General features: G+C 46.2%; 24 protein-coding genes. 5 read left to right on the top strand and 19 right to left on the bottom strand.

Annotated features, from left to right (window positions below; all coding sequences use genetic code 11):
* Position 1: 1 nt before the first annotated feature.
* The 3 genes from P364_RS0100945 (at position 2) to P364_RS0100935 (ending at position 2,814) form a co-directional block, all read left to right on the top strand.
* Entirely contained in the window at positions 2–586 is a 585-nt protein-coding gene (locus P364_RS0100945; protein WP_024628296.1) for a class I SAM-dependent methyltransferase, read from the top strand.
* 185 nt (positions 587–771) lie between these two features.
* A complete protein-coding gene (locus P364_RS0100940; protein ID WP_024628295.1) occupies positions 772–1,749 on the top strand; it encodes a type I phosphomannose isomerase catalytic subunit in 978 nt (325 codons plus the stop codon).
* Positions 1,750–1,836: 87 nt separating this feature from the next.
* Positions 1,837–2,814: an alpha/beta fold hydrolase gene (locus tag P364_RS0100935; RefSeq protein WP_024628294.1), complete on the top strand. Its 978-nt coding sequence runs from the start codon at positions 1,837–1,839 to the stop codon at positions 2,812–2,814.
* Between the two features lie 124 nt (positions 2,815–2,938).
* Here the strand turns inward: P364_RS0100935 and odhB are convergent, their stop codons facing one another.
* The 11 genes from odhB to P364_RS0100880 form a co-directional block, all read right to left on the bottom strand.
* Positions 2,939–4,213 (bottom strand): 2-oxoglutarate dehydrogenase complex dihydrolipoyllysine-residue succinyltransferase, encoded by a 1,275-nt coding sequence (gene odhB / locus P364_RS0100930; RefSeq protein ID WP_024628293.1) that lies wholly within the window; start codon positions 4,211–4,213, stop codon positions 2,939–2,941.
* 5 nt (positions 4,214–4,218) lie between these two features.
* Positions 4,219–7,092: a 2-oxoglutarate dehydrogenase E1 component gene (locus P364_RS0100925; protein WP_024628292.1), complete on the bottom strand. Its 2,874-nt coding sequence runs from the start codon at positions 7,090–7,092 to the stop codon at positions 4,219–4,221.
* A gap of 644 nt (positions 7,093–7,736) precedes the next feature.
* Positions 7,737–10,808 carry a DUF5704 domain-containing protein gene (locus P364_RS34975; RefSeq protein ID WP_024628291.1) on the bottom strand — a complete coding sequence of 1,024 codons (3,072 nt, stop codon included), beginning with the start codon at positions 10,806–10,808 and terminating at the stop codon, positions 7,737–7,739.
* A 618-nt stretch (positions 10,809–11,426) separates the two neighbouring features.
* A complete protein-coding gene (locus P364_RS34970; RefSeq protein ID WP_024628290.1) occupies positions 11,427–12,710 on the bottom strand; it encodes an S-layer homology domain-containing protein in 1,284 nt (427 codons plus the stop codon).
* Positions 12,711–13,051: 341 nt separating this feature from the next.
* On the bottom strand, positions 13,052–13,495 hold the full coding sequence (locus P364_RS0100910) for an NUDIX domain-containing protein (RefSeq protein WP_024628289.1): 444 nt from the start codon (positions 13,493–13,495) through the stop codon (positions 13,052–13,054).
* Positions 13,496–13,625: 130 nt separating this feature from the next.
* A complete protein-coding gene (locus tag P364_RS0100905; protein ID WP_024628288.1) occupies positions 13,626–14,000 on the bottom strand; it encodes a cupin domain-containing protein in 375 nt (124 codons plus the stop codon).
* On the bottom strand, positions 13,997–14,515 hold the full coding sequence (locus tag P364_RS0100900) for a GNAT family N-acetyltransferase (protein WP_081717881.1): 519 nt from the start codon (positions 14,513–14,515) through the stop codon (positions 13,997–13,999). The genes P364_RS0100905 and P364_RS0100900 overlap by 4 nt, the downstream gene beginning before the upstream one ends.
* A 353-nt stretch (positions 14,516–14,868) precedes the next feature.
* On the bottom strand, positions 14,869–15,111 hold the full coding sequence (locus tag P364_RS38560) for a hypothetical protein (protein ID WP_328285943.1): 243 nt from the start codon (positions 15,109–15,111) through the stop codon (positions 14,869–14,871).
* A 176-nt stretch (positions 15,112–15,287) separates the two neighbouring features.
* Positions 15,288–15,659, bottom strand: coding sequence for a YybH family protein (locus P364_RS0100890; RefSeq protein WP_024628286.1), 372 nt, complete (start codon positions 15,657–15,659; stop codon positions 15,288–15,290).
* A 26-nt stretch (positions 15,660–15,685) separates the two neighbouring features.
* Positions 15,686–16,201, bottom strand: coding sequence for an 8-oxo-dGTP diphosphatase (locus P364_RS0100885; protein ID WP_024628285.1), 516 nt, complete (start codon positions 16,199–16,201; stop codon positions 15,686–15,688).
* A gap of 175 nt (positions 16,202–16,376) precedes the next feature.
* Positions 16,377–17,162, bottom strand: coding sequence for a DUF3891 family protein (locus tag P364_RS0100880; RefSeq protein WP_024628284.1), 786 nt, complete (start codon positions 17,160–17,162; stop codon positions 16,377–16,379).
* Between the two features lie 193 nt (positions 17,163–17,355).
* On the opposite strand from P364_RS0100880, the gene coaA reads away from it, so the two are divergent.
* Entirely contained in the window at positions 17,356–18,285 is a 930-nt protein-coding gene (gene coaA, locus P364_RS0100875) for a type I pantothenate kinase (protein ID WP_024628283.1), read from the top strand.
* A gap of 68 nt (positions 18,286–18,353) precedes the next feature.
* Positions 18,354–18,716, top strand: coding sequence for a DUF423 domain-containing protein (locus P364_RS0100870; protein WP_024628282.1), 363 nt, complete (start codon positions 18,354–18,356; stop codon positions 18,714–18,716).
* Positions 18,717–18,785: 69 nt separating this feature from the next.
* Here P364_RS0100870 and P364_RS0100865 read toward each other — a convergent pair whose 3' ends face one another.
* The 8 genes from P364_RS0100865 to P364_RS0100825 form a co-directional block, all read right to left on the bottom strand.
* Positions 18,786–19,337, bottom strand: a complete 552-nt coding sequence (locus tag P364_RS0100865) for a histidine phosphatase family protein (RefSeq protein ID WP_024628281.1) — start codon at positions 19,335–19,337, stop codon at positions 18,786–18,788.
* A gap of 26 nt (positions 19,338–19,363) precedes the next feature.
* Positions 19,364–20,146 (bottom strand): glutamate racemase, encoded by a 783-nt coding sequence (murI, locus tag P364_RS0100860; protein WP_029880629.1) that lies wholly within the window; start codon positions 20,144–20,146, stop codon positions 19,364–19,366.
* A gap of 302 nt (positions 20,147–20,448) precedes the next feature.
* Positions 20,449–20,838 carry a hypothetical protein gene (locus P364_RS0100855; protein WP_024628280.1) on the bottom strand — a complete coding sequence of 130 codons (390 nt, stop codon included), beginning with the start codon at positions 20,836–20,838 and terminating at the stop codon, positions 20,449–20,451.
* Between the two features lie 4 nt (positions 20,839–20,842).
* A complete protein-coding gene (locus tag P364_RS0100850; protein ID WP_024628279.1) occupies positions 20,843–21,328 on the bottom strand; it encodes a GNAT family N-acetyltransferase in 486 nt (161 codons plus the stop codon).
* Between the two features lie 79 nt (positions 21,329–21,407).
* A complete protein-coding gene (locus P364_RS0100845; RefSeq protein WP_161634236.1) occupies positions 21,408–22,076 on the bottom strand; it encodes a GNAT family N-acetyltransferase in 669 nt (222 codons plus the stop codon).
* 257 nt (positions 22,077–22,333) lie between these two features.
* Entirely contained in the window at positions 22,334–23,218 is an 885-nt protein-coding gene (locus P364_RS0100835) for a serine/threonine-protein kinase (protein WP_024628277.1), read from the bottom strand.
* Entirely contained in the window at positions 23,215–23,751 is a 537-nt protein-coding gene (locus P364_RS0100830; RefSeq protein WP_029880628.1) for a GNAT family N-acetyltransferase, read from the bottom strand. The genes P364_RS0100835 and P364_RS0100830 overlap by 4 nt, the downstream gene beginning before the upstream one ends.
* Positions 23,748–24,329 carry a DJ-1/PfpI family protein gene (locus tag P364_RS0100825; RefSeq protein ID WP_024628275.1) on the bottom strand — a complete coding sequence of 194 codons (582 nt, stop codon included), beginning with the start codon at positions 24,327–24,329 and terminating at the stop codon, positions 23,748–23,750. Before P364_RS0100825 ends, P364_RS0100830 begins: the two co-directional genes overlap by 4 nt.
* Positions 24,330–24,331 lie beyond the last annotated feature (2 nt).

Here is a 24,331-nt window from a genome sequence, read left to right as displayed (position 1 = left end):
GATGGGCTTTCTTTCGGTTTTAAGCTGTGCTCATCAGTGGATTTCTTCCCGTCTACAACCTGGAGATTTTGCTATTGATGCAACGGTAGGCACAGGCGCGGATACTCTGTTTCTGGCACAACAAGTGGGTAAACGTGGTCAGGTCATTGGTTTCGATATCCAGAGCGAGGCACTTACCCTGGCACAAGCCCGTATTCGCAAACAAGAGGACAGTACTCAATTAGGCTCTATCTCCCTGCTTCAACTAAGCCATGATCGAATGGCTGAAGCCGCTCCTGATACATGGCAGGGTAATGTCGGTGCTGTCATGTTCAACTTGGGGTACCTGCCTTCGGAAGGTGCGGACTCCACCATTATCACGAAAACAGACAGTACCATTGCCGCACTCCAGTCCGCCCTGGAATTGCTCCGTCCGCGGGGCATTATTACCGTTGTGCTGTATCCAGGTCATGATGGAGGATCAGAGGAAGCAGATGCGGTAATGGAATGGTCCTCTGCTCTGCCTGTAGAGCAGGCACAGGTAGTCATCTATCGCCAATTGCAGCGTAAGGCTTCCCCTTTTTTGATTGGCATTGAGAAAAAATAATTTCCTTTACTCCACAAATACAATAAACTAGACACAATCGCAACAAAGTAATCTTGCATGGATTTATGCGATTTGTGTTCTACATAAAGACGTGCAACCGTATTCACTGTTACATTCATGCCAGCTACGCGGTCATGATTGATTAAAGCGATCCACCATTTCATATACTAGAGGAGAGATTAGGAATGTCTACGCCATACCCACTGCAATTTCAACCAGAGTTCAAAGAACGTGTATGGGGAGGCCGTGCGCTGGAGCAATTCGGCCTGACGCCGCCTGAAGGACATATTGGAGAAGGCTGGATGATCGCAGATCATCCCAATGGTACAACCAAAGTACTAAATGGAGCACTTGCTGGAAAAGGCCTCGATGAAGTTCGTGAACAACTGGGCACAGCATGGCTTGGAACCAAAGGTGTATCGGAAAAGGGCGGACGTTTCCCCCTTCTGATCAAACTGCTTGACTGCAACGACGATCTGTCTGTACAAGTTCATCCAACTGATGATTACGAGGCTCTGCCTCCCGGCGAACTTGGCAAAACGGAGATGTGGTATGTGCTGGACGCCAAACCGAGAGCACACATCATTTATGGCTTAAATGAAGGCGTTGATCGTGCGGTACTGAAGGAAGCGCTTGAGAACGGTACAGTGATGGATACCCTTCGTCAGGTTCCTGTTGAAGCTGGAGATACATTCTTTATCCCTGCTGGAACGGTACATGCTCTCTGTGCAGGTGTCGTTGTTGCTGAGATCCAGCAAAACTCGGATACAACCTACCGGATTTACGATTACAATCGTCCGGGTCTGGATGGCAAACCGCGTGAGCTGCATGTTGAGGATTCACTGAATGTAACAGCTTATGAGGGCGCTGGTGCCACAACGATGAAAACCAACGACGCGACTCCAGGTGAGTGGCTGAAACTTGCGGAATGCCCTTATTTTGTAGTGGAAAAAGGGATTGTCACAAAACGTTGGGAGCTCTCTACAAGTGCGGAAAGCTTCACTATTCTTGTGGTCTGTGAAGGTAGTGGAACGCTGGAGTGGGGTAACGCAGAATCAGATAAGATTGAACTGAAAGCAGGACAATGCTACTTACTACCTGCGAACCTGGGCTCCTATACGCTGGATGGCAACACCACTGTTCTTCGCTCTTATTTGCCTTAATCCAAATAATTAAATATCTTCTATTCAAGGTTACTTCCTTGAACTTAATTGGCTTTAATGTGACCTGTGAAGGAGGTTTTACACGAGATGCAGGAATCTGCCTTTAGCCTGGTTGGCGATGAAGGTACCCGTATTCATGTGTACCGCTGGCTTCCCGATTCGGAGTGCAACGTTAAAGGTGTGGTCCAGATTGCACATGGCATGAGCGAAACCGCTGCCCGATATGCTGAATTTGCCCAACAACTCACCTCTCACGGCTTCGCTGTGTACGCGAATGATCATCGTGGTCATGGCAAAACGGTAGAAAACTTGAATTTGTTGGGTAATGCCGGCCCCGATGCTTTCCGCTGGATGGGGAGTGACATGATGAATCTGGGCGAAGTTGCCGCCAAAGAAAACCCTGATGTGCCCCTCTTTCTAATGGGGCATAGCATGGGGTCGTTTTTAGTACAGCATCTCATGTATGCTGGCCACGAGCGTTACCATGCATTTATTTTGTCCGGTACCAATGGCAAACGTGGTCTGCTTCGGATTGGAGAGAGATTGGCCCTCTTGCAATGTAGCGTTCAAGGGGCTAGTCATCCAAGTATGCTGCTCAATGCGCTCGTATTTGGTGGTTTTAACCGCTCTTTCCGTCCGGCAACAACACCGTTTGATTGGCTGTCTCGGGACTCTCAAGAGGTCAAGCGATTCATCGATGACCCTTTGTGTGGAGCCGTCTGCTCCGCAGGGTTTTTCCGTGACTTTTTCAAACTGCTGCTGGACATTCACTTGCCAAGCAACATGAAACGTATTCCCAAGGATAAATCTGTATATCTCTTCTCGGGTGAACAAGATCCAGTTGGCCTTCATGGTAAAGGAGTGCTTAACCTGGTCTCCCAATATCGGGAGCTTCAGCTAGAAGATGTCGAATACCGCCTTTATCCAGGTGGACGCCACGAAATGCTGCACGAGACGAATCGGACTGAAGTAGCCCAACATGTCGTGGAGTGGCTTGAAAGGCATATGCCTGAACAGAGTCCCCATCATTCTACAACAAATGCCGAGAACGCCGATTCCATCTAATATGATGCGATTTTTACAATGACAAAAGCCCCTGAACTGGAGCACAGCTTACACTGTGCTCCGCGTTCAGGGGCTTTTCTGTTAGATATATGAAAATGGCAAGTACGCTTGGAGTGTTAATGGATTACCCTTCGATCAGCAAAGACTCTGGATCTTCAAGCAATTCTTTCACCGTCACGAGGAAACGTACGGCTTCGCTACCATCGATTATACGGTGATCATAAGACAGGGCGATATACATCATCGGACGGTTCTCCATCCGCTCTGCATCAATCGCTACTGGACGAAGCTGAATTTTGTGCATACCCAGAATACCCACTTGAGGTGTATTCAAAATTGGTGTAGACAACAGGGAGCCAAACGTTCCGCCATTGGTAATGGTGAAGGTTCCTCCTTGCAGATCAGACAACGCCAGCGTGTTGGAACGAGCTTTGGACGCCAGGTCAGCGATGCTTTTCTCGATCTCAGCGAAGCCAAGACGATCTGCATCACGTACAACCGGTACGACAAGGCCTTCTTTGGCAGATACCGCAATACCGATATCATAGTACTTTTTAAGTACAACATCTTCGCCATCAATTTCCGCGTTAATGGTTGGGAACTTTTTCAATGCGCCTACAACCGCTTTGGTGAAGAAGGACATGAAGCCGAGATTGATCTCATGTTTCTCTTTGAACTTGTCCTTACGGCGTTTACGAACATCCATGATGGCCGTCATATCCACTTCATTAAAAGTAGTCAACATCGCTGCAGTCTGTTGCGCTTCTACCAGACGTTTCGCAATGGTAGCACGGCGGCGAGACATGCGTTGACGTTCCACTGGTTTGGTAAAAGTAGAACCTCCAGCTGCAGGAGCACTAGGCGCTGCCGCAGGCGCTTTGGCAGGAGGCGCTGAAGGAGCGGCAGCCTGAGTGTTGTGAGTTTTCACATCATCCTGATAAACCCGGCCAATTGGATCCTTGCTCTGTACCTGATCCAGCTCAATGCCACGCTCACGTGCAAGTTTGCGTGCAGACGGTGAAGCTGTCTTCGAGCTGCTATCTGAAGATTCCGGTGCCGCAGCAACGGGTGCTGGTGGCGGAGTTGGAGCTTCCGGTGCAGGAGCCGCTTGTTTCTGCTCGGATGCTGCCGGTTGGGAAGCGGACGCGCCGCTTCCTCCTCCTGCTCCTGCCGAGAGTGTCCCGATCGTTTCACCGATCTCTACAGTCTCGCCTTCCTGACGAATAATTTTCTCAAGCACACCGCTCTCTTCAGCACTAATCTCAATATTTACTTTATCCGTTTCCAGCTCCAGAAGAACATCACCCTGATTAACGGTTTCGCCTTCTTTGACCAGCCATCTGGATACGGTTCCTTCGGTTATCGACTCGCCCATTGCAGGTACTTTAATTTCACTCACAGCTGTTACCTCCCCAGTGGAATATTATTCTTCGTCGTTTGCTTCAACGCGGATGTAATGATCTGTTGCTGTTCCATGCCATGCACAAGCTGATAACCGCTGGAAGGACTCGCATGTTCCGGGCGACCTTCGTATTTAACGGTTGTGCCTTCTGGCGCGATTTCACGAAGACGAGGCTCCATGTATGTCCAGGCACCCATGTTTTTGTTTTCTTCCTGTACCCACACCAGCTCTTTCAACTTGCTGAAACGTGCGAGTACGCGCTTGATTTCTTCCGCCGGGAACGGATACAGCTGTTCAACACGAATAATGTGAAGCCAAGACCAATCCGCTTTATCTTTCTCAAAAGCATCTTCCAGATCGATAGCAATTTTACCACTGCACAAAATAATGCGCTCTACGCGATCCGGCTTCGTGCCCAATCCTGCTTGCTCCAGCACCGGCTCAAACTTGCCTTCGCTGAATTCTGTAGCAGGTGAAGCAACACGTGGATTACGAATGAGACTTTTCGGCGACATCATAACCAGCGGACGGGCATCCTCTGTTTCGGTCAAGGAAGCCTGACGACGCAGCAGATGGAAATACTGCGATGCGCTCGACAAGTTCGCAACCGTCATATTGTCTTCTGCACAAAGCTGCAGGAAACGCTCCAGGCGAGCACTTGTATGCTCAGGTCCCTGACCTTCGTTCGCGTGCGGAAGCAACATGACCAGACTGGATTTCTGAGACCATTTGGCACGGCCTGCAGATACGAACTGGTCAAAAATAACCTGTGCACAGTTGGCAAAATCCCCGAATTGAGCTTCCCAAATTACGAGCGTATCTGGTGAATATACGTTATATCCGTATTCGAAACCAACTACAGACTCCTCAGACAACGGACTATTGTAGATGGCAAAGGATGCTCTTGCCTGCGGCAGATTATGCAGTGGGCAGAATTTCGCTCCGTTCTCGGAATCATGCAACACCAGATTCCGATGGGCAAACGTTGCACGTTCTGCATCCTGTCCACTGATCCGGATCGGTTTGCCATCCGCAAGAATAGTAGCGAACGCAAGCGTCTCTGCAAGACTCCAGTCTACTTTCTCACCTTCGTTCAGAGAAGTGCTTCTGCGCTGCAAAATGCGCTGCAACTTCGGATATACATTAAAATTTTCTGGCCATTTCAGCAAGTCTGCGTTAATTGCCCGCAGATTTTCCAATGGTACCGCAGTTGGAATAACCGATACTGCTTCTGGCTCGCTAATTTGACGTTGGTAATATTCATGCACTTCATTATTCTTCATCTGCTCGTAAGCTTCTTTTAAACGGTTCGTCACAGCCTCACGAATGCTGTTGATAGAAGCATCATCGATTACAGATTCCTCTTTCAGATGATCCTGATACAAGTGGCTAACCGTTGGATGAGCTTTCACTTTGTCATACACTGTCGGCTGTGTTGTTTCCGGATCATCCGTTTCGTTATGACCATAACGACGGTAACCGATCAGGTCAATCAGGAAGTCCTTTTTGAACAGGTTACGGTATTCTGCTGCCATACGAATAGCTGCGATACATGCATCCGGATTGTCTGCATTGACATGCACAATGGGGATCTCATATCCTTTGGCAAGGTCACTCGCATAGTACGTTGAGCGTGAATCGCCGCTATCTGTTGTGAATCCAAGACGGTTGTTCACGATAATATGAATCGTTCCGCCATTTTGGTAACCAGGCAATGCTTTGAAATTGAGTGTTTCCGCTACAATTCCTTCCCCAGGGAAAGCCGCATCACCATGCATCAGAATGGTTGCCGCTTTGGTTACATCCTGCTTCGGATATCCCGGATCACGGCGGTCATCCTGTGCTGCACGTGCAAAGCCCTGTACAACCGGGTTTACATATTCCAGGTGACTTGGATTATTGGCAAGGGTAAGGCGCGCTTGTACTGTTTCACCGTCTTTAACATAACGGTTTGCACCCAGATGATATTTGACATCCCCCGTCCAACCGTAATTGATTCCTGTTGACCCTTCGGAAGGAACCAAATCCTTGTTCGGAGAATGATGGAATTCAGAGAAAATTTTGCTATACGGCTTGCCCAGTACATGAGCAAGTACGTTCAATCGACCACGGTGAGCCATCCCCATCAAAATATGGCTTGAACCTGCGTGTGCCATAATTCGAACTGCTTCATCCAGCATAGGAACTAGCACATCGTTACCTTCAATGGAGAAACGTTTTTGCCCAACAAATGTTTTGTGAAGGAAATCTTCAAATTGCTCCACTTCAACCAAACGTTCCAGCAAAGCCTTACGCTCCTCTGGATTAAGCGGTGCCGGCGAAGTACGAGATTCTGCACGGCGGTTCAGCCACTCCCGCTCATGAACTTCATGCACATGGCTAAATTCATAAGCGATAGGACCGGTATATATTTGCCGCAGGCGCTGGATGGCATCCAATCCTGTCACTGTCTGTCCATCTGCACCTTCCCAGATCAGGGAAGCGGGCAGAGCTTTCAAATCTTCTTCATTTAATTCAAAATGCTTCGGTTCAAGCAGGGACGTATCTGAATCTTCACTGATCCCAAGTGGATCAATATCGGCCGCAAGGTGACCATACGTACGAATATTCATTACCAGCTTCCCAGCTGTAACCGCTTTCTGTAATAATTTAATATCCACGCTTCCGGAAGCCTTTTGGGCGTTGCCAGAATACGAGGCTGTATGTGCATCCCTGCCAGACATCGGCGGTGCACCCCATTGTTCAAATAATTCCCGATAAGCCGGTGTAACTGCACCCGGGTCTTGGGAGTATAATTCATATTGTTCCTGTACGTATCCCATATTCGGGCCATAATAACTTTCCCAGGGTTTCTTGTTGCCTTCCTCGATCGTCATCGACGTTCCCTCCGTCTTGATTTAGTCATAAGTTTTTGACGGAAATCATTGACTAAGCCGTAATTTGCGTTCGTTCAACATTTTAAGCTAAATTTTTCATGAAGTCCAATAATCGTGCTGTTGGTGGTAGTAACGTTGTTCCGACGCTCCCGTCAAGGTTTGTCTGCGTTTTCAAAATCATAGTAAACTGATGATTATATATACCGTCGCACAGATGTCGAATACTGTCCTGATCCGTTCGAGGGTTTCACCTTCCTCAACTTTATGAATTGAAGTCCGTGTTCTAATATCTATTCTATAAACTTTTGCGCTCAGGAGCATTTCCTATTTTTAGTTCAATTGATGCATAAATTAGATGAATCGAATAATTAGAACATTTCCGACCCACAAATGTACCCTCGGATCCTCCTTTATATAGAATTGTGGTCCATAATGTTCAAAAACAAACCGTCAAGTTAAATATTAACCAATTGGTTTGGTATTCAACAAAAAAATTGGGCATTTATTGCAATTGATTGTTATAAGCCAAAAGCCGCCTGTAATGCGTAAAAGCACCCCGGGCGGCTTCTTTTTTTGATTTATTGTTTTTATGCAGACAGACTTTAGATCTGTTGAATGTTCCAACCAGCACTGATGTCAGTCGTTTAATGTGGCACCTGAGACTGAAAATCGTTCCTGCTGGACTGATCGGCGTGGTAAAAGACCACATCGCCATCCTTCAGAGGCCAAGTTCTGCCCTGACTGTCTACAGGACTGTTGTTGAAACCTTCCATCTGCCACTGATTCATTAGTGGCGCATAAATATATTGCAGGTGTGGAGCTTCTGTATTTCCATCCCGAAGTGTCTCGATATTGAAGTTGACCACGATATATCCGTCCTTCAGAAATACAGAAGCCTTTTCATCCAGTTGATTTTGTCTGGCGAGCGATTCGAGATTGGTTCCCTTTGGCACGGCGTAAACATCTGCAGGCAGGCTGTATTCCCCGTACCAACGCTGGATCGCCGCATTCGCTCGGTCCACACTAACACCGGAAGGAATGTCCTCCTTTGGTCCAATCAGTGTGCGAATGGAGGCGGGCAGAATCATCCAATCATAGCGGCCTACCCACGTCTTCTGGTGAGAGGTTTGATCTACAAGCCGAACCATATAGTCAGCGAGCGAACTCTGATTGCGCTCATCTGCGGTCAGTTCATAAGTATACTGATAACGCGCCGTATCACCCAATTCCGTACCGGGTACATTACGCAACCTTGAGTTCAGGACAACAAACCGTTTTTCCAGATCCTGTGCCGATCCTATCCGGATAAGCCGTTCTTGACCGCGGTGATAGTATAGATCGACTTCTTGTCTGGAAGAGCCAACTTTGCTCACAAAGTAGAACGTTGGTGTAATCCGAACACCATCCTGTTTGCCAAACATATTGCCCTTTGTTTTCAGGTCGAATTTGACATGGTAACCTGTTTTCACGGCTACATTACTGAAACCCTGCACAGGATGACTGCCTGGGCGAACAGGTAACACAAACGGTGCCAGATTACCTCTCGGATCACCATCAATACTGTTAAGTCCTGTCCAGTAGCTTGCCCCTGTCGGCTCCGAACTTCCTAGCTGCTGGCGAAAAACGTTCTCCCAATTAAAATCGGCGATATCCGTAACGTGAAAATCATACAATCGCCCAATAACCTCCACCGGAACGGTATCCGCCGCAACATGATGAGTCAGATTCGTATTGGCATCCTGCTGTTCAGTGAATGTCGAAGGAGCATTTTCTGCAATATTTCGAAATTCAATTCGGTAATGTCCTTCATCCACCCATACTGGAAGATAGAAAACAGTATCCAGCTGATTGACCGGAATGTCCACCCAGGTCTTGGCTGGAATGAACTGACTTCTATCGGCGTTATAAACATCAAAGGGAAACCGAATCTGCTTGATGCGAAAATACTTGGCGTAGTCCCTATTGCCATAACCCGGGTAACTGCTTACGTCCAGATGCTGTCCTGAAGTCGGGATGCGTACGATAAACGGTCGTTCCAAAATGAGCGCCGAGCTGGTCGGATCAGGCACCGTTTTCTGGTTATGCGGCTGATCATCAGACACCCATGCGTAGTTAACGACAGGTGTGTGCACCGTGACAGAATTGATCCCTTGAATAGAAAACTTCTGATCCTGACCGCCTTTAATGTTGCCAGGAATCAAGCCATATGCGATCTCGCCCGTTGTCGGTTGGTCCGCCTTGTTGACCAGTGTATTCTGAACAGTTAAACGATTTTGGTACAGCACGTTGTCACCGATTATGCCAGGCTGAGGGATTGTCCCAGGTCGGGGAGCAGTCTTATCCATCGGAGCAGGATCCATCACAGTGGCACCGTTAAACATGACCTTGTCATTATTTACAGTGTTCTCTTTGACCTCAGCCTCCGCTTTGGATTGGAACAATGATGTTTCGACTGGTGTAGCCGGTTCAGTGGAACCGCCTGGAACAGTTTCAGTGCCAAGATCGATTTCCTTGCAAGGTGCAGGTTTCACATGTGCGGTTATTGCATCATCATTAGCCGATTGTAAGGTCGGCGGTGTATATCCGTTTGGAGTCAGTGTTACTGTACCACCGTAGCCACCAAGTGCATAATTGGATATCGTAGATTGATTTAACTGATAGACTTCCAAATTATCAATCTGCCAATAACTATATTGTCGAATGACCTGCATTGGTTTGTCCCCAGGAACGTCGAGTTCCTTAGGTTCTGGAGGTGTGCCTGGATCATTCGGTCCTGTCGAGGCTCTGCCCGGAATCGTCCATGTTTTGTGATACTTCTTTTTTACGTTGACCGTATAAGTCACTGTTCCCGTCATGTTCACCCAACGGTGCTGGAACAAGTATCCTTTAGCCATGACATTAGCATAGAGATCTTCAGAAGTCGGGATGCCTCGGGTGACATCAAACTTCTCAGCTCCCCGATCATCAGCCTTCAGCACGCCCCGGACGGAGGGGTCCATGGCAGCTGATTCGATCAACGCTCCTTTATTAGGTGGACTGATGGTCACGGGGCAACCCACAACACCACCGTTACCTGGATCAGTTCCCCCGTCTCCTCCATTGCCTGTGCAATCCTTTACATCTAACATCTGCGTCCCTTGTTCATCCAACTGCTGGGCAGGGTCCAAAAATCGCGCGGTGATAGTTGTACTGCCGACGATGCCCTTGATCGTCATTTTCCCATCTGCACCTATGGTCGCTACTGCCGGATTGGAGCTTTGCCAGGTCAGTTTGGAATGAGCGGTAAGCTCATGAACAGAAAGGTCTGATTTGGTCAGGATAGCTTTGGCTTGTAGCGGTGTGGACGTATCTGCCTTACAGGCGTTTGGCAGATTCACTGTAAGTCCCGGCTCGGACGTTACCGTGATGTCCGCAGTGTCCGAGATGAGATATGTACCGTTGTTCCAAATTGCACGTACAAAGGCAGTACCCGGCTTTTCAGCCTTAACCATTCCTGTTTTGGGTTCAATGCTCACAATACTCGGATCAGATGACCACCAGGTGGTCTCGGCTTCACGACGACTTACGTCGATGCCTTCACTGTATTTCGTTGCACCGTAGTTTCTCGTCTTAACTTTGGCTTCCATCTGTTTGGTTTGTCCAACCGATAGAGTGGAATCTGGGGTTACGTCAATTTCCTTTTCTTCTTCTAGATCGCCTTCCCAGATGATATCCATTGGAGTATGGTAGGCTACTACTTGCTTCACACAATTTTGATTAGTTTTACCACCATTTTCGAACTCTGTTCGATCACTTACCGAGTGATTCCCACCTGTTTTTGTGTTAATTTTTACAATAGTACTATCTCTTCGTATGACTGTTTCTCCTATTCCTGTATAGGAATTTTGCTGTAGTCTAGTTTGATAAGTAACGCTTTTTATTCTTACAGACTTAAGAACTGATGGAGTTATAGGATATCCATTATATTCATTCCATTGAGTAGCAGGCCAATTGGAAAAGTCAACTTCATTGGGTATATCTTTTTCGTCAGGATAAGGAGACGAACAAGACAAGGGATTCATGTTTCTAGAAAAAGTAGGCCCTGTAGTATGATCAGCTTTAAAACTTCCATCATCAAGCTGATACCAATAAACACCTGGATTAGCGACTCTTGGTGCAGATTGTACGGTCAAGAATGATGGACTCTTCATTGATTTTGGACCATACGGATCATTGATAGCTGCTTCAATTGGAAGATAAAATGTACCCATAGCTCCTACTGTTAAGAACATAACGATAAACACTAACATTACTTTATAATGGGGTTTCAGTACTCACTCACCGCCTTGAAGAAACTACATGTTCTGAATTTGAACTAAATCATTATTGTTAGCTTTTAAATAATAAGATCCACCTTTAGCCATGAGCACAGAGGATGTCCAAAAACGTTTTTTAACATCTTTCTTTATAAGATTACTAGACATCTCTGGAATAGTTATGAATCCATTTTTTTCGGCATGTTTAACATCCATACGATTAAATCTTAAAAATGCACTGTCTAGACCACCGCTAAAGGCCAAGAGGTTTGATTTTTCTATATTGGATGTAAACGATATATCGGCAAATGTCATGTAGCTTCCTGGAAACTGAATGGAGTCGGGGCCAATAAACAGTGATGAGTAAACCCCTTTCGGCTTGCCTTTAGTAACATCTACTACAATAATTCGATGCAGTCGAAGTATGCCAGAATTATTAGAGAGAGTTATATCTCCCTTAGATAGTTCACTAACCGTAACAGAATTTTTAGTATAAAAATAATTACTAACCGTCGTTAAATTCGTCCCCGTTGTGCCAACCTCACGCATTTCATTCAGATCACTGTACTTCCCTGCATCCGTACCTTCCACATCCATATAACGCAGCAAAATGGCAGACACTTCAGCTCGCGTTGTTGGATCAGCAGGCTTTAGGGAACCGTCCTCAAATCCACCGACAATGCCGGTCCCGCGGACAAGTGCGAGAGAAGGAATTTGCTCTGCACGAATCGTTCCCCGATTCACTTCTGGGGTAGGTAGCAGCGTATCTCGAGTGTCGTCAAAAGCATCCTGGAAACTGGTTCCCGATTTGATCAGTCCGTTCGCAATCCATTTCATCATCTCGTAGCGCGTCAGCTCGGCATTCGGATTGAACCCTTTCGGATAATCACCAGCATCAATGAAGCCTTGGCCCACCAACTGTGACACAGCTGATTCAGACCAGTGTCCCTTGAGATCAGCAAAAGGATTCTCTCCTTGTACCTTTTCCAAGCTGGTTGCACGGCTGAGAAGTGTAGCATACTCACCACGGGTGATTTTGGCATTGGGGCGGAATGTACCATCCTGATAGCCGGAAATCAGATTCTTATCATAGGCTTTGACAATGGTAGCTTGCGCCCAGTGCCCTTTGATATCTTTGAACTTCGTAAGCGCAGAAGCCGTTGTGCCCCCTCCACTCGTGCCTGCAGCAGCATCCACAGTAGATACCAGACCCACGGTTCCATTGTTCAGCAGCGTTCCTGCCATCAATGCCGTTGTCAACAAACCGACGATCAATACGTTCCTTTTTGATTTCCTACCAGTTAATCTCATCTGTTTCTTCAATCTACTCACTCTCCTATGTACCTTAGTATGGGGCAAACTTCTGCTTCTTCAGAGCTCGTACTACTTTTCAAACCAAAACCTAAATTTGTAATAATCATCAATATTCTACCATGCAAATCTAGGCTTTTGGTATTATTTTTCAGCAATCCCCATCACTACAAGGCATGCAACCCCCCCTTCCTAAGACCCAATTCACCTGTAAAAACACAAAAAAAGGCCACGAATCCGCAGATTCATAGCCTTATGCTTTAAGGTGTCAGTCCTATTCAATTGAAAAATTTGTAATCTATCTATCACAGAATAAACGATTCTGTTCCATTTGACCAGTCCTAAAATTTAAATCAAAATAAATTTCTATCAAAATTTTTAATCATACTCTCTGCAAATGGTGTCAACGATAACGCTCCGACCTCTTCCAAAGTAAACCATTGTGCGCCCTGTGAATCTTCGCCATCCGGTTCCCTTTTGATCTCAGAGGGTCTACTTTCACTTGTCAAATATACATCGTACAGAATCCCAATATGGTGCAGCTCTTCCGGCTCGCCTTCGTCCGTCCACTCTAGTACATTCGACTCCGCAGAATGAATCACCAATTGTAGATCGGAAAGGCCCGTCTCCTCTTCGATCTCACGATGTAGGGCGAACTCCGGTTGCTCACCAAACTCCAACCTTCCTCCAGGCAAATCCCATTTCCCCATATAGGCTCCTCTTGCCTTACGTATTAACAGGACCTTTTGCTCCCAAGTGACTAAACCGTATACCCCCATGTGTGTGTACCGATCCACTTAAAGGTTCTTCCTCTCGTCTGAAAGATGCCTAACTTGCTCTTCCAATCTACGAATGCGCTTATTCATCTGATAGAACGAGGGAGCAAATATTGCTCCCATAATAACAATGACCCATACACTCAAATCATCAGCCCCTATCTTCAGAGTCTCCCGACTCTAGCGATAACCGAACAATTAGTTCTTCACCCTCAATCAACAATGCAGTTAACCCTGTCTCCGAGCCGGATTGGTGATTCTCTCCATTGGTCCAGTACGCGGCTTCTCCCGATCGGACTACTACCCGTTCGCCTGTCTCGCCTTCCACCCAACCTTCCCCTTCAAGCACCAGAAACAACTGCTCACCCACCGCTGGATGCAAACCCACACTTCCTCCTGCAGACAGTTTCAATTGGGCTACGTGACAAGCTGAAGTGCTTCGGAGTATCGGCGTAATCTCCGCTCCCTTACTGCCATAAGCGGTGATACTGCGACAATCTTCTGATTTCAGTCGAACTATTTTCACTTCTTGTTCTCCTCGACAACGGTTTCAAGATCCAGCGCCAAACGGATCATATCCACGCAGCGAATGCCATCTTCTATAATCTCTTCTTCATAATGTTTCACAAAGAAATCCCGATCGACCCCTATAATGCGAAACCCACAGCGTTGATACAGCTTCAACTGATGAAAGCTTGAGTTGCCTGTCCCAATTTCTACTGTTCGACAACCGAGCCTGCGTGCGGCCTCTATCGCTTCCTTGATCATGTGTTTGCCAACGCCCTGTCCCTGTAATTCTTCCTGTACGGCAATATTAACGATCTCTGCTGTCTCTGGACGCGTCTTCAGCAAGACAAACTCTCCTACCATTTCTCCTTCATATTCAGCGATAAAACAAACACCGCGACTCAGATATTCGTCAACTATGGCTTTGGACGGATCAGCCATTAATAAAAGCCCATAAGGTTTTTCTTCTTCCCAGTCCAAAATCCGGAACGACAATTTCACACCAATCTCCACCTTTTCCTCGTACATATTCATTTACGTCCCGTTTGCAGAAGCCTATGTATGGCTAGATCACCAAATATATAACAACCTTCCGTCTATAAAGGTTTGGGTCTAAATTCATATTTTTCACTTTTTATAACCCCGGGTTACTTCGAAACCATTTGTAGGCTTTATATCATCCATCTAGTTCACCTAAATCTATTAGCTATTCAATTTACCACTCCAGCTTGATTGTGATAATGACGAATCACCATGCCAGATGCTTTTTGCATACCTTGTTTCTCATAGAAATCCTGAAGTTCGTTATCGCACAAAAGATCAATCATATAGAGATCACCCAAACGCTTGAACATACGCTTGATGAGATCTGATCCGATCCCCTTACCCTAATACTCCGGAAGCACTTCCAACAGAGGAATATATGCACTGAGAATTCCGTCTGAGATCGCTTGAATAAAGCCCACCACATTCCCAGTAGCTTCATCAACAGCCAGTTCAACAGCATAGGATTGTTCCAGCATCTTCAGGAACGTAGGCGTAGACGGAGGGTTGGGCCAACCTTCGAAAAAATTCCCGCTAAGTTGGTCGATACCTATTCCCTCCAGCGATTCACGAAATGTAATCTCCATAATAGCAAGTCATCTCCTTTTAAAAAGTAAACTTCATTATATCATAATATCTGGATATAAATATACAGAATTGGCTGATAACATATGAGACAAGATTTAAATACAGCCACATTTTTTTTGCTTTAATCAAGTCATCTGTAATAAAAACACAACGCGTTCTATTTCACTTCCTCACGTTACTCACCCGTGCTTAAATGCTCATGGATTAATTTCCATTCTCCGTTGATGTCTGTAACAAATACATTAGTAGCCCGACCTTTTCCAGAAGCCGGCTCCCCTTGATACATTCCTTTCCAGTGATAGGTATAAATACAGACCGCCTGCTCTTCGCCTGTCGTAATCCACGTGACATCTTCTGCACGATATACCTCTTCCTTGACGGTCTCCCAAGCGTTTTCAAAATAAGCCCGAATGTCGTCAGGCGTAGTACAAGATGTTCCCGTAAACCAATATACGGCATCCGGTGATAACCATTTGTTTACCTCATCAAACTGATGTGTATTTGTCGCTGCAATATATCCTTCTAATGCATGCTGGTATCCCGTCATTTTTTCCGCCTCCTGAGCGTTTTGAATTATTCCACTTTACTCTGTTCAAGAACCGAATCGCTATACAGCATAAATGTCTCTTTCAGTGTACGCCCCGTTGATTTCTCCCAGATCACACTCCGCTCAAATGTCCCTGCTTGAAAAAAACGTGGCAAACGTTCCGCAAACCAATCCTGCATAGGTAGCTCTAGCGCTTGCCCTAAAGACACCCACAACAGTTCGCCTTCAGGCGGTTCGCTCAGTAGCCCCCCCTCAAAAGAAGTAGCCAGATAGTTGAATACCATATAACGCAATCCTTGCTCCGGATCACAGAATTCATCAAGACCCTTATATGTAATTTCTTTCACCACAAGCCCTGTTTCCTCTTTAACTTCTCGCACGGCACCATCCACAATGCTTTCCGGAAAATCAACTTTCCCTCCTGGAGCAATATATCCCGGAAATCCTTTCCGGTCCGGTCGATTCATTAATAATACCTGATCATTCTGTTTGTCCCACACCATACACATCGTTAGAATTTCAGTTCTAGTATCCATGTTCATCCCCCCACTTGCCTGATATAAACCTAATCCCTTGAAATTTATTTCTGGGATGAAGATAGATTTTCCTGCTTCAATGATAAACACATACGAAAGACGGACACCGGAAAATTTCGGGAGCCCGCCTCATTATACATATGCACTATTTTGTTTAAATCGGATATGGAATAGGCGATATTTAGCTCATGCCTGTAATTAACACTCGACGTTCTTTCCACTCGGCACGGCGATAAGCCTGCAGCAGACCGAATTTACGGATACTCGCTTTCGGCACCGATTTGTAAGGCATACTGACCGTAAATTCCTCATCAAACGGCACAAAAGATAATCCAACTTTCTCATTGGAGAGCCACTCGGCATGAATGGGTTGCCTTGAACAGGCATCGAAGGTACAGCCGAGTCCTTCGGCGAAAAAATCATAACGTGCAGCAGGTGTGCCCGGCTCCTCCATACAGAGAAACAGACTGAGTTGATCACAGAAAAGCATGATTTCCACATCATTTTTCAGCCTGAGCTTCAACGCCTCACCACCACCAAGCTGCTGTTCCCAACGTAACTGGTGCTCCCGTTCATCATTCAGATACTCCCTGATGTCTTCATCGTCATTGGTGTTAGCACCCAGATTGTTTTGAAACAATTCTGTGTACATCATGCTGCACAGCAGCCCGGCATACAGGTTTTTCTCACGAACCTCTTCAATACCTTTACGGTAAAATACAAATCGCGGACGTAGCGGAAAATCACGAAAAGAATATGGGATCTGACTATAATCATTCCAGAATGGCGCCGCATCCAGTTCAATCCATCCCCGATCATGCTCTCTTGCGGCAAGAATCAGATCTTCCCGATGCGCTTCATCCGTTAACAATTCCGTTTTCCAATGGGAAGCCATTTCTCCGGCTACTAGTCCATGCTCATGCTGTGCGGTCAAAACAAAATCATGCTCTCTCTCATATACGATCATTTGCTGTCACCCTCCCGCATGGTATACGTTGACTTTAACATAATTTGGTTTACAATTTCCTATAAGTTGCTTTTCATTCAACTTTCAGGGAATATACAAAGGAAGCATCAATGTAAAGGTGTTGTCAGTTCCCTGAAATTTGGTACACTAAAGATTGTGCCAACATAACACTACATACAGAAAGCGGGATCTCATGAATTTATACTCTCCTTACACCGAGTTTAACCGCAAGGAATGGGCTGACTTGAAAAAATATCAGACCACTCTTCCACTAACGAAAGCGGAATTGGAACAGCTAAAGGGATTAAATGAAGAGGTATCCATTCAAGAAGTTGAGGATATTTATCTACCTCTTACCCACTTTATTGACTTATATGCAGGAGCTTCACGAGAGCTAAACCGCTTAACGGCATCTTTTTTGAAAAAAGAAGCACATCACGCTCCCTACATTATCGGTATTGGGGGCAGTGTTGCCGTGGGCAAAAGTACAACGGCCCGTCTGCTTCAGGCTATGCTGGCTAGAGGCAAAGGAAATCCCAAGGTGGATCTGGTCACAACGGATGGTTTCCTATATCCCAATGCCGTGCTGCAAGAGAAAGGTATCATGAACCGGAAGGGATTCCCGGAAAGCTACGATATCAAGTCACTGATTCAATTTATGGGTGATGTCAAATCAGGCAAACCTGAAGTGATGGCTCCCGTCTACTCCCATCTTGCCTATGACGTCATTGCAGGTGAGGAGAACGCCATCTGTCAGCCGGATATCCTCATTATTGAAGGAATTAATGTGCTCCAGGTCAAAAAGGAAACTCCACTGCTGGTCAGTGATTTTTTTGACTTTTCCATCTATATCGATGCGGAAGAAGAGCATATCCGTCACTGGTACATTGAGCGTTTCAAGCTGCTGCGCAATACAGCGTTTCAGAATGAGAATTCCTTTTTCCACAGTCGTTTCGCCAATCTGGAAGAAGATGAGGCTGTTCTTACGGCAAGTCAGATCTGGAAAGATATCAATGCCAAAAATCTGCACGAAAACATCCTGCCAACCAAAGGACGAGCCAGACTGATTTTGAAAAAGGAAGCCGACCATTCCATTCAGCGCATCCAATTGCGCAAACTGTAAACGTAAAAACAATTTGGCTGCAAATTCTGTTGTACTGCTTAATACCCATTTAAAAGGAGACAAGACACATGCAGACCCTGGTTATACTCGGAAGTATCATGATGTTTCTTGCTGTTGCCCTCGGAGCATTCGGTGCGCACGCGCTCAAACGCAGATTGTCTGCTGATATGATCAAAATATACGAGACCGGTGTCCAGTATCATCTTGCTCACGGACTCGGAATCATCCTGCTTGGACTGCTCGCTGATCAGCTGGAGCAATCTTCCCTTGTTATACTGGCCGGATGGCTGCTATTCGCCGGCATTCTCTTGTTCTCGGGCAGCCTGTATGCCCTAAGTGTAACTGGAGTTCGAAAACTGGGTGCGATCACACCGCTGGGCGGAGTAGCATTCTTGGCCGGTTGGATCATGTTATTAATTGCCGCTTTGTAGAACCAACATCGTAAACGGAAAAGAGTGTTCTAGCCGATCTTACACATCGCTGGAGCACTCTCTTTATGTTTATCTTCGCCATATACGGCGAATGCTGTGTGTGACTTCATCACCCTGCTGTTTCTCTAGAACATATACATCAGGATTAGTTAGACTTTTCCACTCTTCGAATCCAAAGGATGCATCATGGCTTCGAATGAGCAGAGATAGCATATTGCCGTGTGTAATCACAGCCCCGCCATGCTCAGGTCGACGCCACAACTCGTCCAAAACTTCAAGACCACGAGCTGTTGCGAAACGGGAAGATTCGCCCCCTTCTTCCATCCAGTCCTCGTCCTTGTATGTACGTTCAAGCACATCCATCCAGTTATCCAGATGAAGGGTACTAAGCACCCTCTCTTGAAGACGTTCATCCGTATGTATATGTTGCAGGACGGTTTTGCCCAGTGGCGCTGCGGTCTGAAGCGCCCTTTTCCACGGACTAGACACAATGTATTGTATAGGGTGGTCCGCCAACATCTCAGCAAGTTCTTCTGCCTGACGAAGTCCTTCATCTGTAAGCTCTGCATCCGGTTCTTGCCCGGTTGCTTGGGCATGACGGATGAGATAAATAGACTGCATCGACCCTCACCTCCTGTTGATTCAACTTACATTCGATGCTTCTCCAGATATTGGAGTGCAATATGCATGTTCTCCCGGTCTTCCAAACGGCCAGACGAACTAAGAAAAGTAACGTTATCCTCGGCCCACATGCCCTGTTGATCTGCCAACCCAAGAAGCTGTTTCAAGCGGTTAACCGTTCCCGTACTGCCATCAATAATCTGAATATGATCTGGCAGAACCGTACGAAGAATGGATGTGTAGAACGGATAATGCGTGCAGCCAAGTACCACTGTACCGTATAAGTCCAGATCAAGATCTGCCAGCTTGAGACGGAAATACGACGCAATCTTCTGTGGATCAAAATCCAGCTGTTCACACCATTCCACCAGTTCAGGCAATGGAATGGAATCGACACTGTGGTGATCATCCACACGGGATACCAGCTCATGATATTTGGTTTGACTCAAGGTCAGGGCTGTAGCAAATACAAGCACCCTTTTGCCGCTTTTTCGATTCATCTCCACAGCCGGTTTCACAGCAGGCTCCATCCCGATAACGGGGATATCATACCTGGCACGCAAATCCTTCACGGTCAGACTGGTCGCTGTATTGCAGGCAATCACGATCGCTTGCACATTTTCCTGAACAATAGCCTCCACACAATTGAAAATATGTCCTCTAACCTCATCCGCTGACTTGGTCCCATATGGAACATGCAATGTATCGGCATAATACAGAAACGATTCTTCAGGGAATTGATGCAAAGCCTTATGCAAGACGGTTAAACCACCGATTCCCGAGTCAAAAAATGCAATTTTCTTCTTCAAGGGTTTCACCTCTATAACGTATTATTTCAGGTTCCTGGAACCTCTCATTCCTGCTCATGATGACTGGGAGGTGAGTTATGTTATTCCGGGTCATCACAGTCGTTAACGCTTGACGACCTGCGGTGATCGTTTCGGTTACGGATCGTTCTTTCGATCGCTGTTGTCTCCAAATTTTTTTGATATATTTTATAAATGTGCAAATTCGGAGACAAAGGCGAACGCTACCGCTTCTTCAGAATCGATTCCGTTCCCTCCACTACTTTCGCTGTAAATCATACACTAACGATGATGAATCATTATCATTATTCTACCTTCATTTTATACTGGCTGAGCCAGTCTTTTCCACTTTTCCAGTGCTCAACGGGATTACGTTCTCCGAGCAGCTCAGTACTGGCCTGAGCCATGATCCATTCCTTAAGGCCGTCGTGCGAACTTGAGTCCAACTGCTGAATCAGGACGTTCAGCCCCTCTTCACCCGTATTCAGAATTTGAACATATGCCTCTGTGTTAGCGCCTATATAATCACCTGGATTACTACTGGTCAGAATCATCTCAGGACCATTCAGGATTTGCTGAAGGTTGCTATCAATCTTCAAGCTTACGTCCTGACTTTGCGTCTGATTCGAGCATGCTACCAACATCCATGCAATACATAGCAATACCGTGCCGCTCGCAATACGTTTGCTAATCATGGAATCACTCCTGCCCTTGTTCCAGAATCAACTTCCATTTTTCTTCCGTTAACTCCTGTCCTGACAGGACCTGTTTCCGGATTTCAACCACTTCAAACCCAAATGATCGATACAATCTACGTGCCCCCGACAGAGACTCGTTGGTCCATAAGATGATGGATGCATAACCTTTTTCTCTTGCAAAATGGACAGCCTGCTCGATAAGCTGGCGTCCCCAGCCGCAATTACGGGCTTTTGGTTCAATGAGGAACCAACGCAATTGAGCTGTCTGTTCATCCAATTGAGTCAGACCAATGCAGCCAGAAGCTGTCTGATTCAGCTCAATAATCCATACCATTTCTCTCGCGTAATTGCCGGAGCGTTTAAACTCATTTACGGCATTCTTAATATACTCGGCAAAGCTATGATCATAATTATACTCATCCCGATAGATACGGATATGCGCTTCGATGACATATTCCAGGTCCTTTTGTACAAAGGCCCTAATCATTGCTGCAGCACCCCCTCATAATTCCGGGTTTCAACGTAACGGATTGATGCCCTTCATTTAACATACATGAATTCATATTTTATGACGAAGTCGTGATGCTGAAATCCACACCAAACTGGATTAGTCCCAGCTTACGGGCAACAGTCTGCGAAGCTACATTGTCCCAAGATGTACTATAGATCGGAATGCGCCCATCCTTTTTAACATGATGCTGCCAGCACTTCACCGCCTCCACTGCATAACCATGCCCTCTGAAACCAGGCGCGGTATAGAGACTTGCCTCGGCACCCCGTTTGGATACACGGGCTGAACAACATACAGCGACTGCTGAATCCTCCATGACATAAGCGGCAACGGGTGTTTTTTCATGTAGACATTCTATTAATTCAGGAAAATGCTCTGCCAGCAGAAAAGAACAATGACTATCTATAATCTGAACATTTGGATGCCATTCGCCACACTTCTCGGGAAAGACATAAGCCGGGCCCATCCATACACTCTTCACGGGCTTAAACGTCTCTACTCTCCGAATCAGCTTCGAAATATCGAGCGGAAGCTCAGTGTCACAGCCTAGCTCCTCAATCAGAGTGAACGGCAACTGCTCATGAAAATAGGAGCATTGCCCGATAGAAGTTATCCCGATAAATAAGGCTGGAGCCAGCACGCCATCCGGTTCATTAATACTTACCAGACGTTTCTGATCGTCCATCGTATACAGTGTATCTGCCTGGATTTTCATCATATCCATGGGTGAAAGGTTCGATATAGGATTCATAATTGCCGAACTAGTTTCTGCAATATTGGTTCACCTACACTTCTTTTTCCAGCTTCATGCTGCTGAAATTCAGGTATTATTCCTGACATCGTATATTTGCACATTGCCAATACCCCCTCATTAATTTCCATTATACGGTATATTACGTGCAGTTACGAATCCAATGTGCACAATTGCGTATGGGTATTATACGAGAGGATTTTACGAGTGAGACAACCATTCCGTGTATCTTATTTTTCATGCAGCACGGCTTTTTTCCATGCAGCACCTAATTCAGCAACCGACGCATAACGACTTGCCCGCTCAGGGTCTACCGCACGCATAACCACCTGGTACAGCGCTTCTCCACCATCCCAACTGGCATACGAACGATCCAACTCGCCCCCAAGCAATGAGAAAGCCATTGCTCCCATATTGAAAACATTCGTGACTCCATCCATTGGCGCACCCAACTCAAATTCCTCAGGAGACATAAAGCGGGATGAACCCCACATCCGTCCCATCGTATTCACAAAAGAACCCTTGCGATACAAATCAATATCGCATATTTTCATCGCTTGCTTGTCAAAATCATAGATCAGACTGCCATCGTAAAAATCAACAGCCACATACCCTCTCCGCTGCACTTCGATATGGAAATCCAAAATCTGCTCCATCGCCTGAATGCGCGTCTTTACAGTAAGCTGTTTGAATCGATAATAGGGGGAACGCGGGTCCTCATATTTGGCTGGGGGTGGAAAGTCCCAATGGGAATGCAAACACTCCCCTTCCACCCAATTGAATACACAGGCGTAGCCATGTTCCGTTGCAAAATAATCCTTTAATTGAATCAATGTGTCATGTGCCAAATCTTCGTATATTGAAACGGATGATTTCAGATAATTAATCGCTTCGGCAGGCGTCCCTGTCTCACCCGCATGGATCGTGCGTGCTCCAGCATATTTCACGAATTTCCGCTCTCCGTCCTGACCCAGAACACCAAAGGACAAATTGCCGGAATCCTGCTGATCAAACACACGAAATACGGTACCCAGGCGCGCAAGCCACTCGAATGAATGAGGTTCTTTTAATTCAAAAGAAATGCCGTCAAGTTCAAGCTGAACTGCTTCCGTCATATGTCACCACCTGTTTTAACATGCTCATCACCTAAATTCAAATGTTCAGCATAAAAGTATGTCATATGCGCCTCATCGTAACCCTTCCCTTGAACGACCAGCGCATTACGCTCAATGCCATAGGTTTCAAATCCAGACCGCTCATATAATCGTCGGGCTGACTCGTTTGTGGTAACCACACTGAGATTGATTTGCTCAATGCCTTCCAGTTCCCTTCCCCGATATGGCGGTGAGACATAGACTCCCCAGATATAACCTTTGTGCTGTAGCTTAAGTCCATGTTCCCGTTTGAATCCCATCGTTGCTGCGAGGATGCCTTCTTCGGTATATGCCCCCAGAATATAATCATCAGCTTCATTATGTATACGTTCCTGTACTTCACTCATGGGAAGCTGAATTGACATTTCAAACGAAGCGCCGAAGGCTTCCGGATGATTTTTCAGCGCCTCCAGCCGCAAAGGCCAATAGTGCTCTGCCTCATCTCTGCGTATATTGCGAAGGATGAACATGTCCTCCTTTTGACCTTCCTTCATTCCTCAACCACTCCCTGCATGTCATAAGGGTAATCGATCTGGAGCTTTACATTCGCTGCGGCTTCCTCTCCTGCAAGCAGACCTACGACATAGATTCCAAGATCAATGGACGTCGCTACTCCTCCGGCTGTAATCACATTGCCGTCTTTTACAATGCGGGTTTGAATCACCTCGGAAACATAAGGCTGAAGCAGATCATAGACATTGGGATGCGTCGTTGCTTTTTTACCTGTTAAAAACCCCGCCGCTCCCATCAGCAAAGAACCTGTGCACACGGATACTTTCAACGGAACATTCTCGGCCTGCCTCAGCCAGCCCACAAAAGCCTCATCAAATCGAAGCTTGCGCGTTCCCATGCCACCAGGCACAAATACGAGATCATATTCCGCCAAATCAGGCTTCACCCGGTCCACCTTCAACGTTAAACCTGATTCGTCCGTAACCTGATCTGTCATCGCACATGTTTCCCATGTGGTCCCTTTGGTTTGTTCAAAGAAATTCAACCGATTGATGACATCATAAAATCCTGCAAAATCAAGAAAAGTCAAACCATCAAACAAAACAAAAGCGATTTTCATAT

It is taken from the genome of Paenibacillus sp. MAEPY2 (assembly GCF_000499205.1).
Classification (GTDB): domain Bacteria; phylum Bacillota; class Bacilli; order Paenibacillales; family Paenibacillaceae; genus Paenibacillus; species Paenibacillus vandeheii.
Note: the sequence above shows the minus strand (reverse complement) of the source record. Positions and strands in the feature narration are given on the sequence as shown.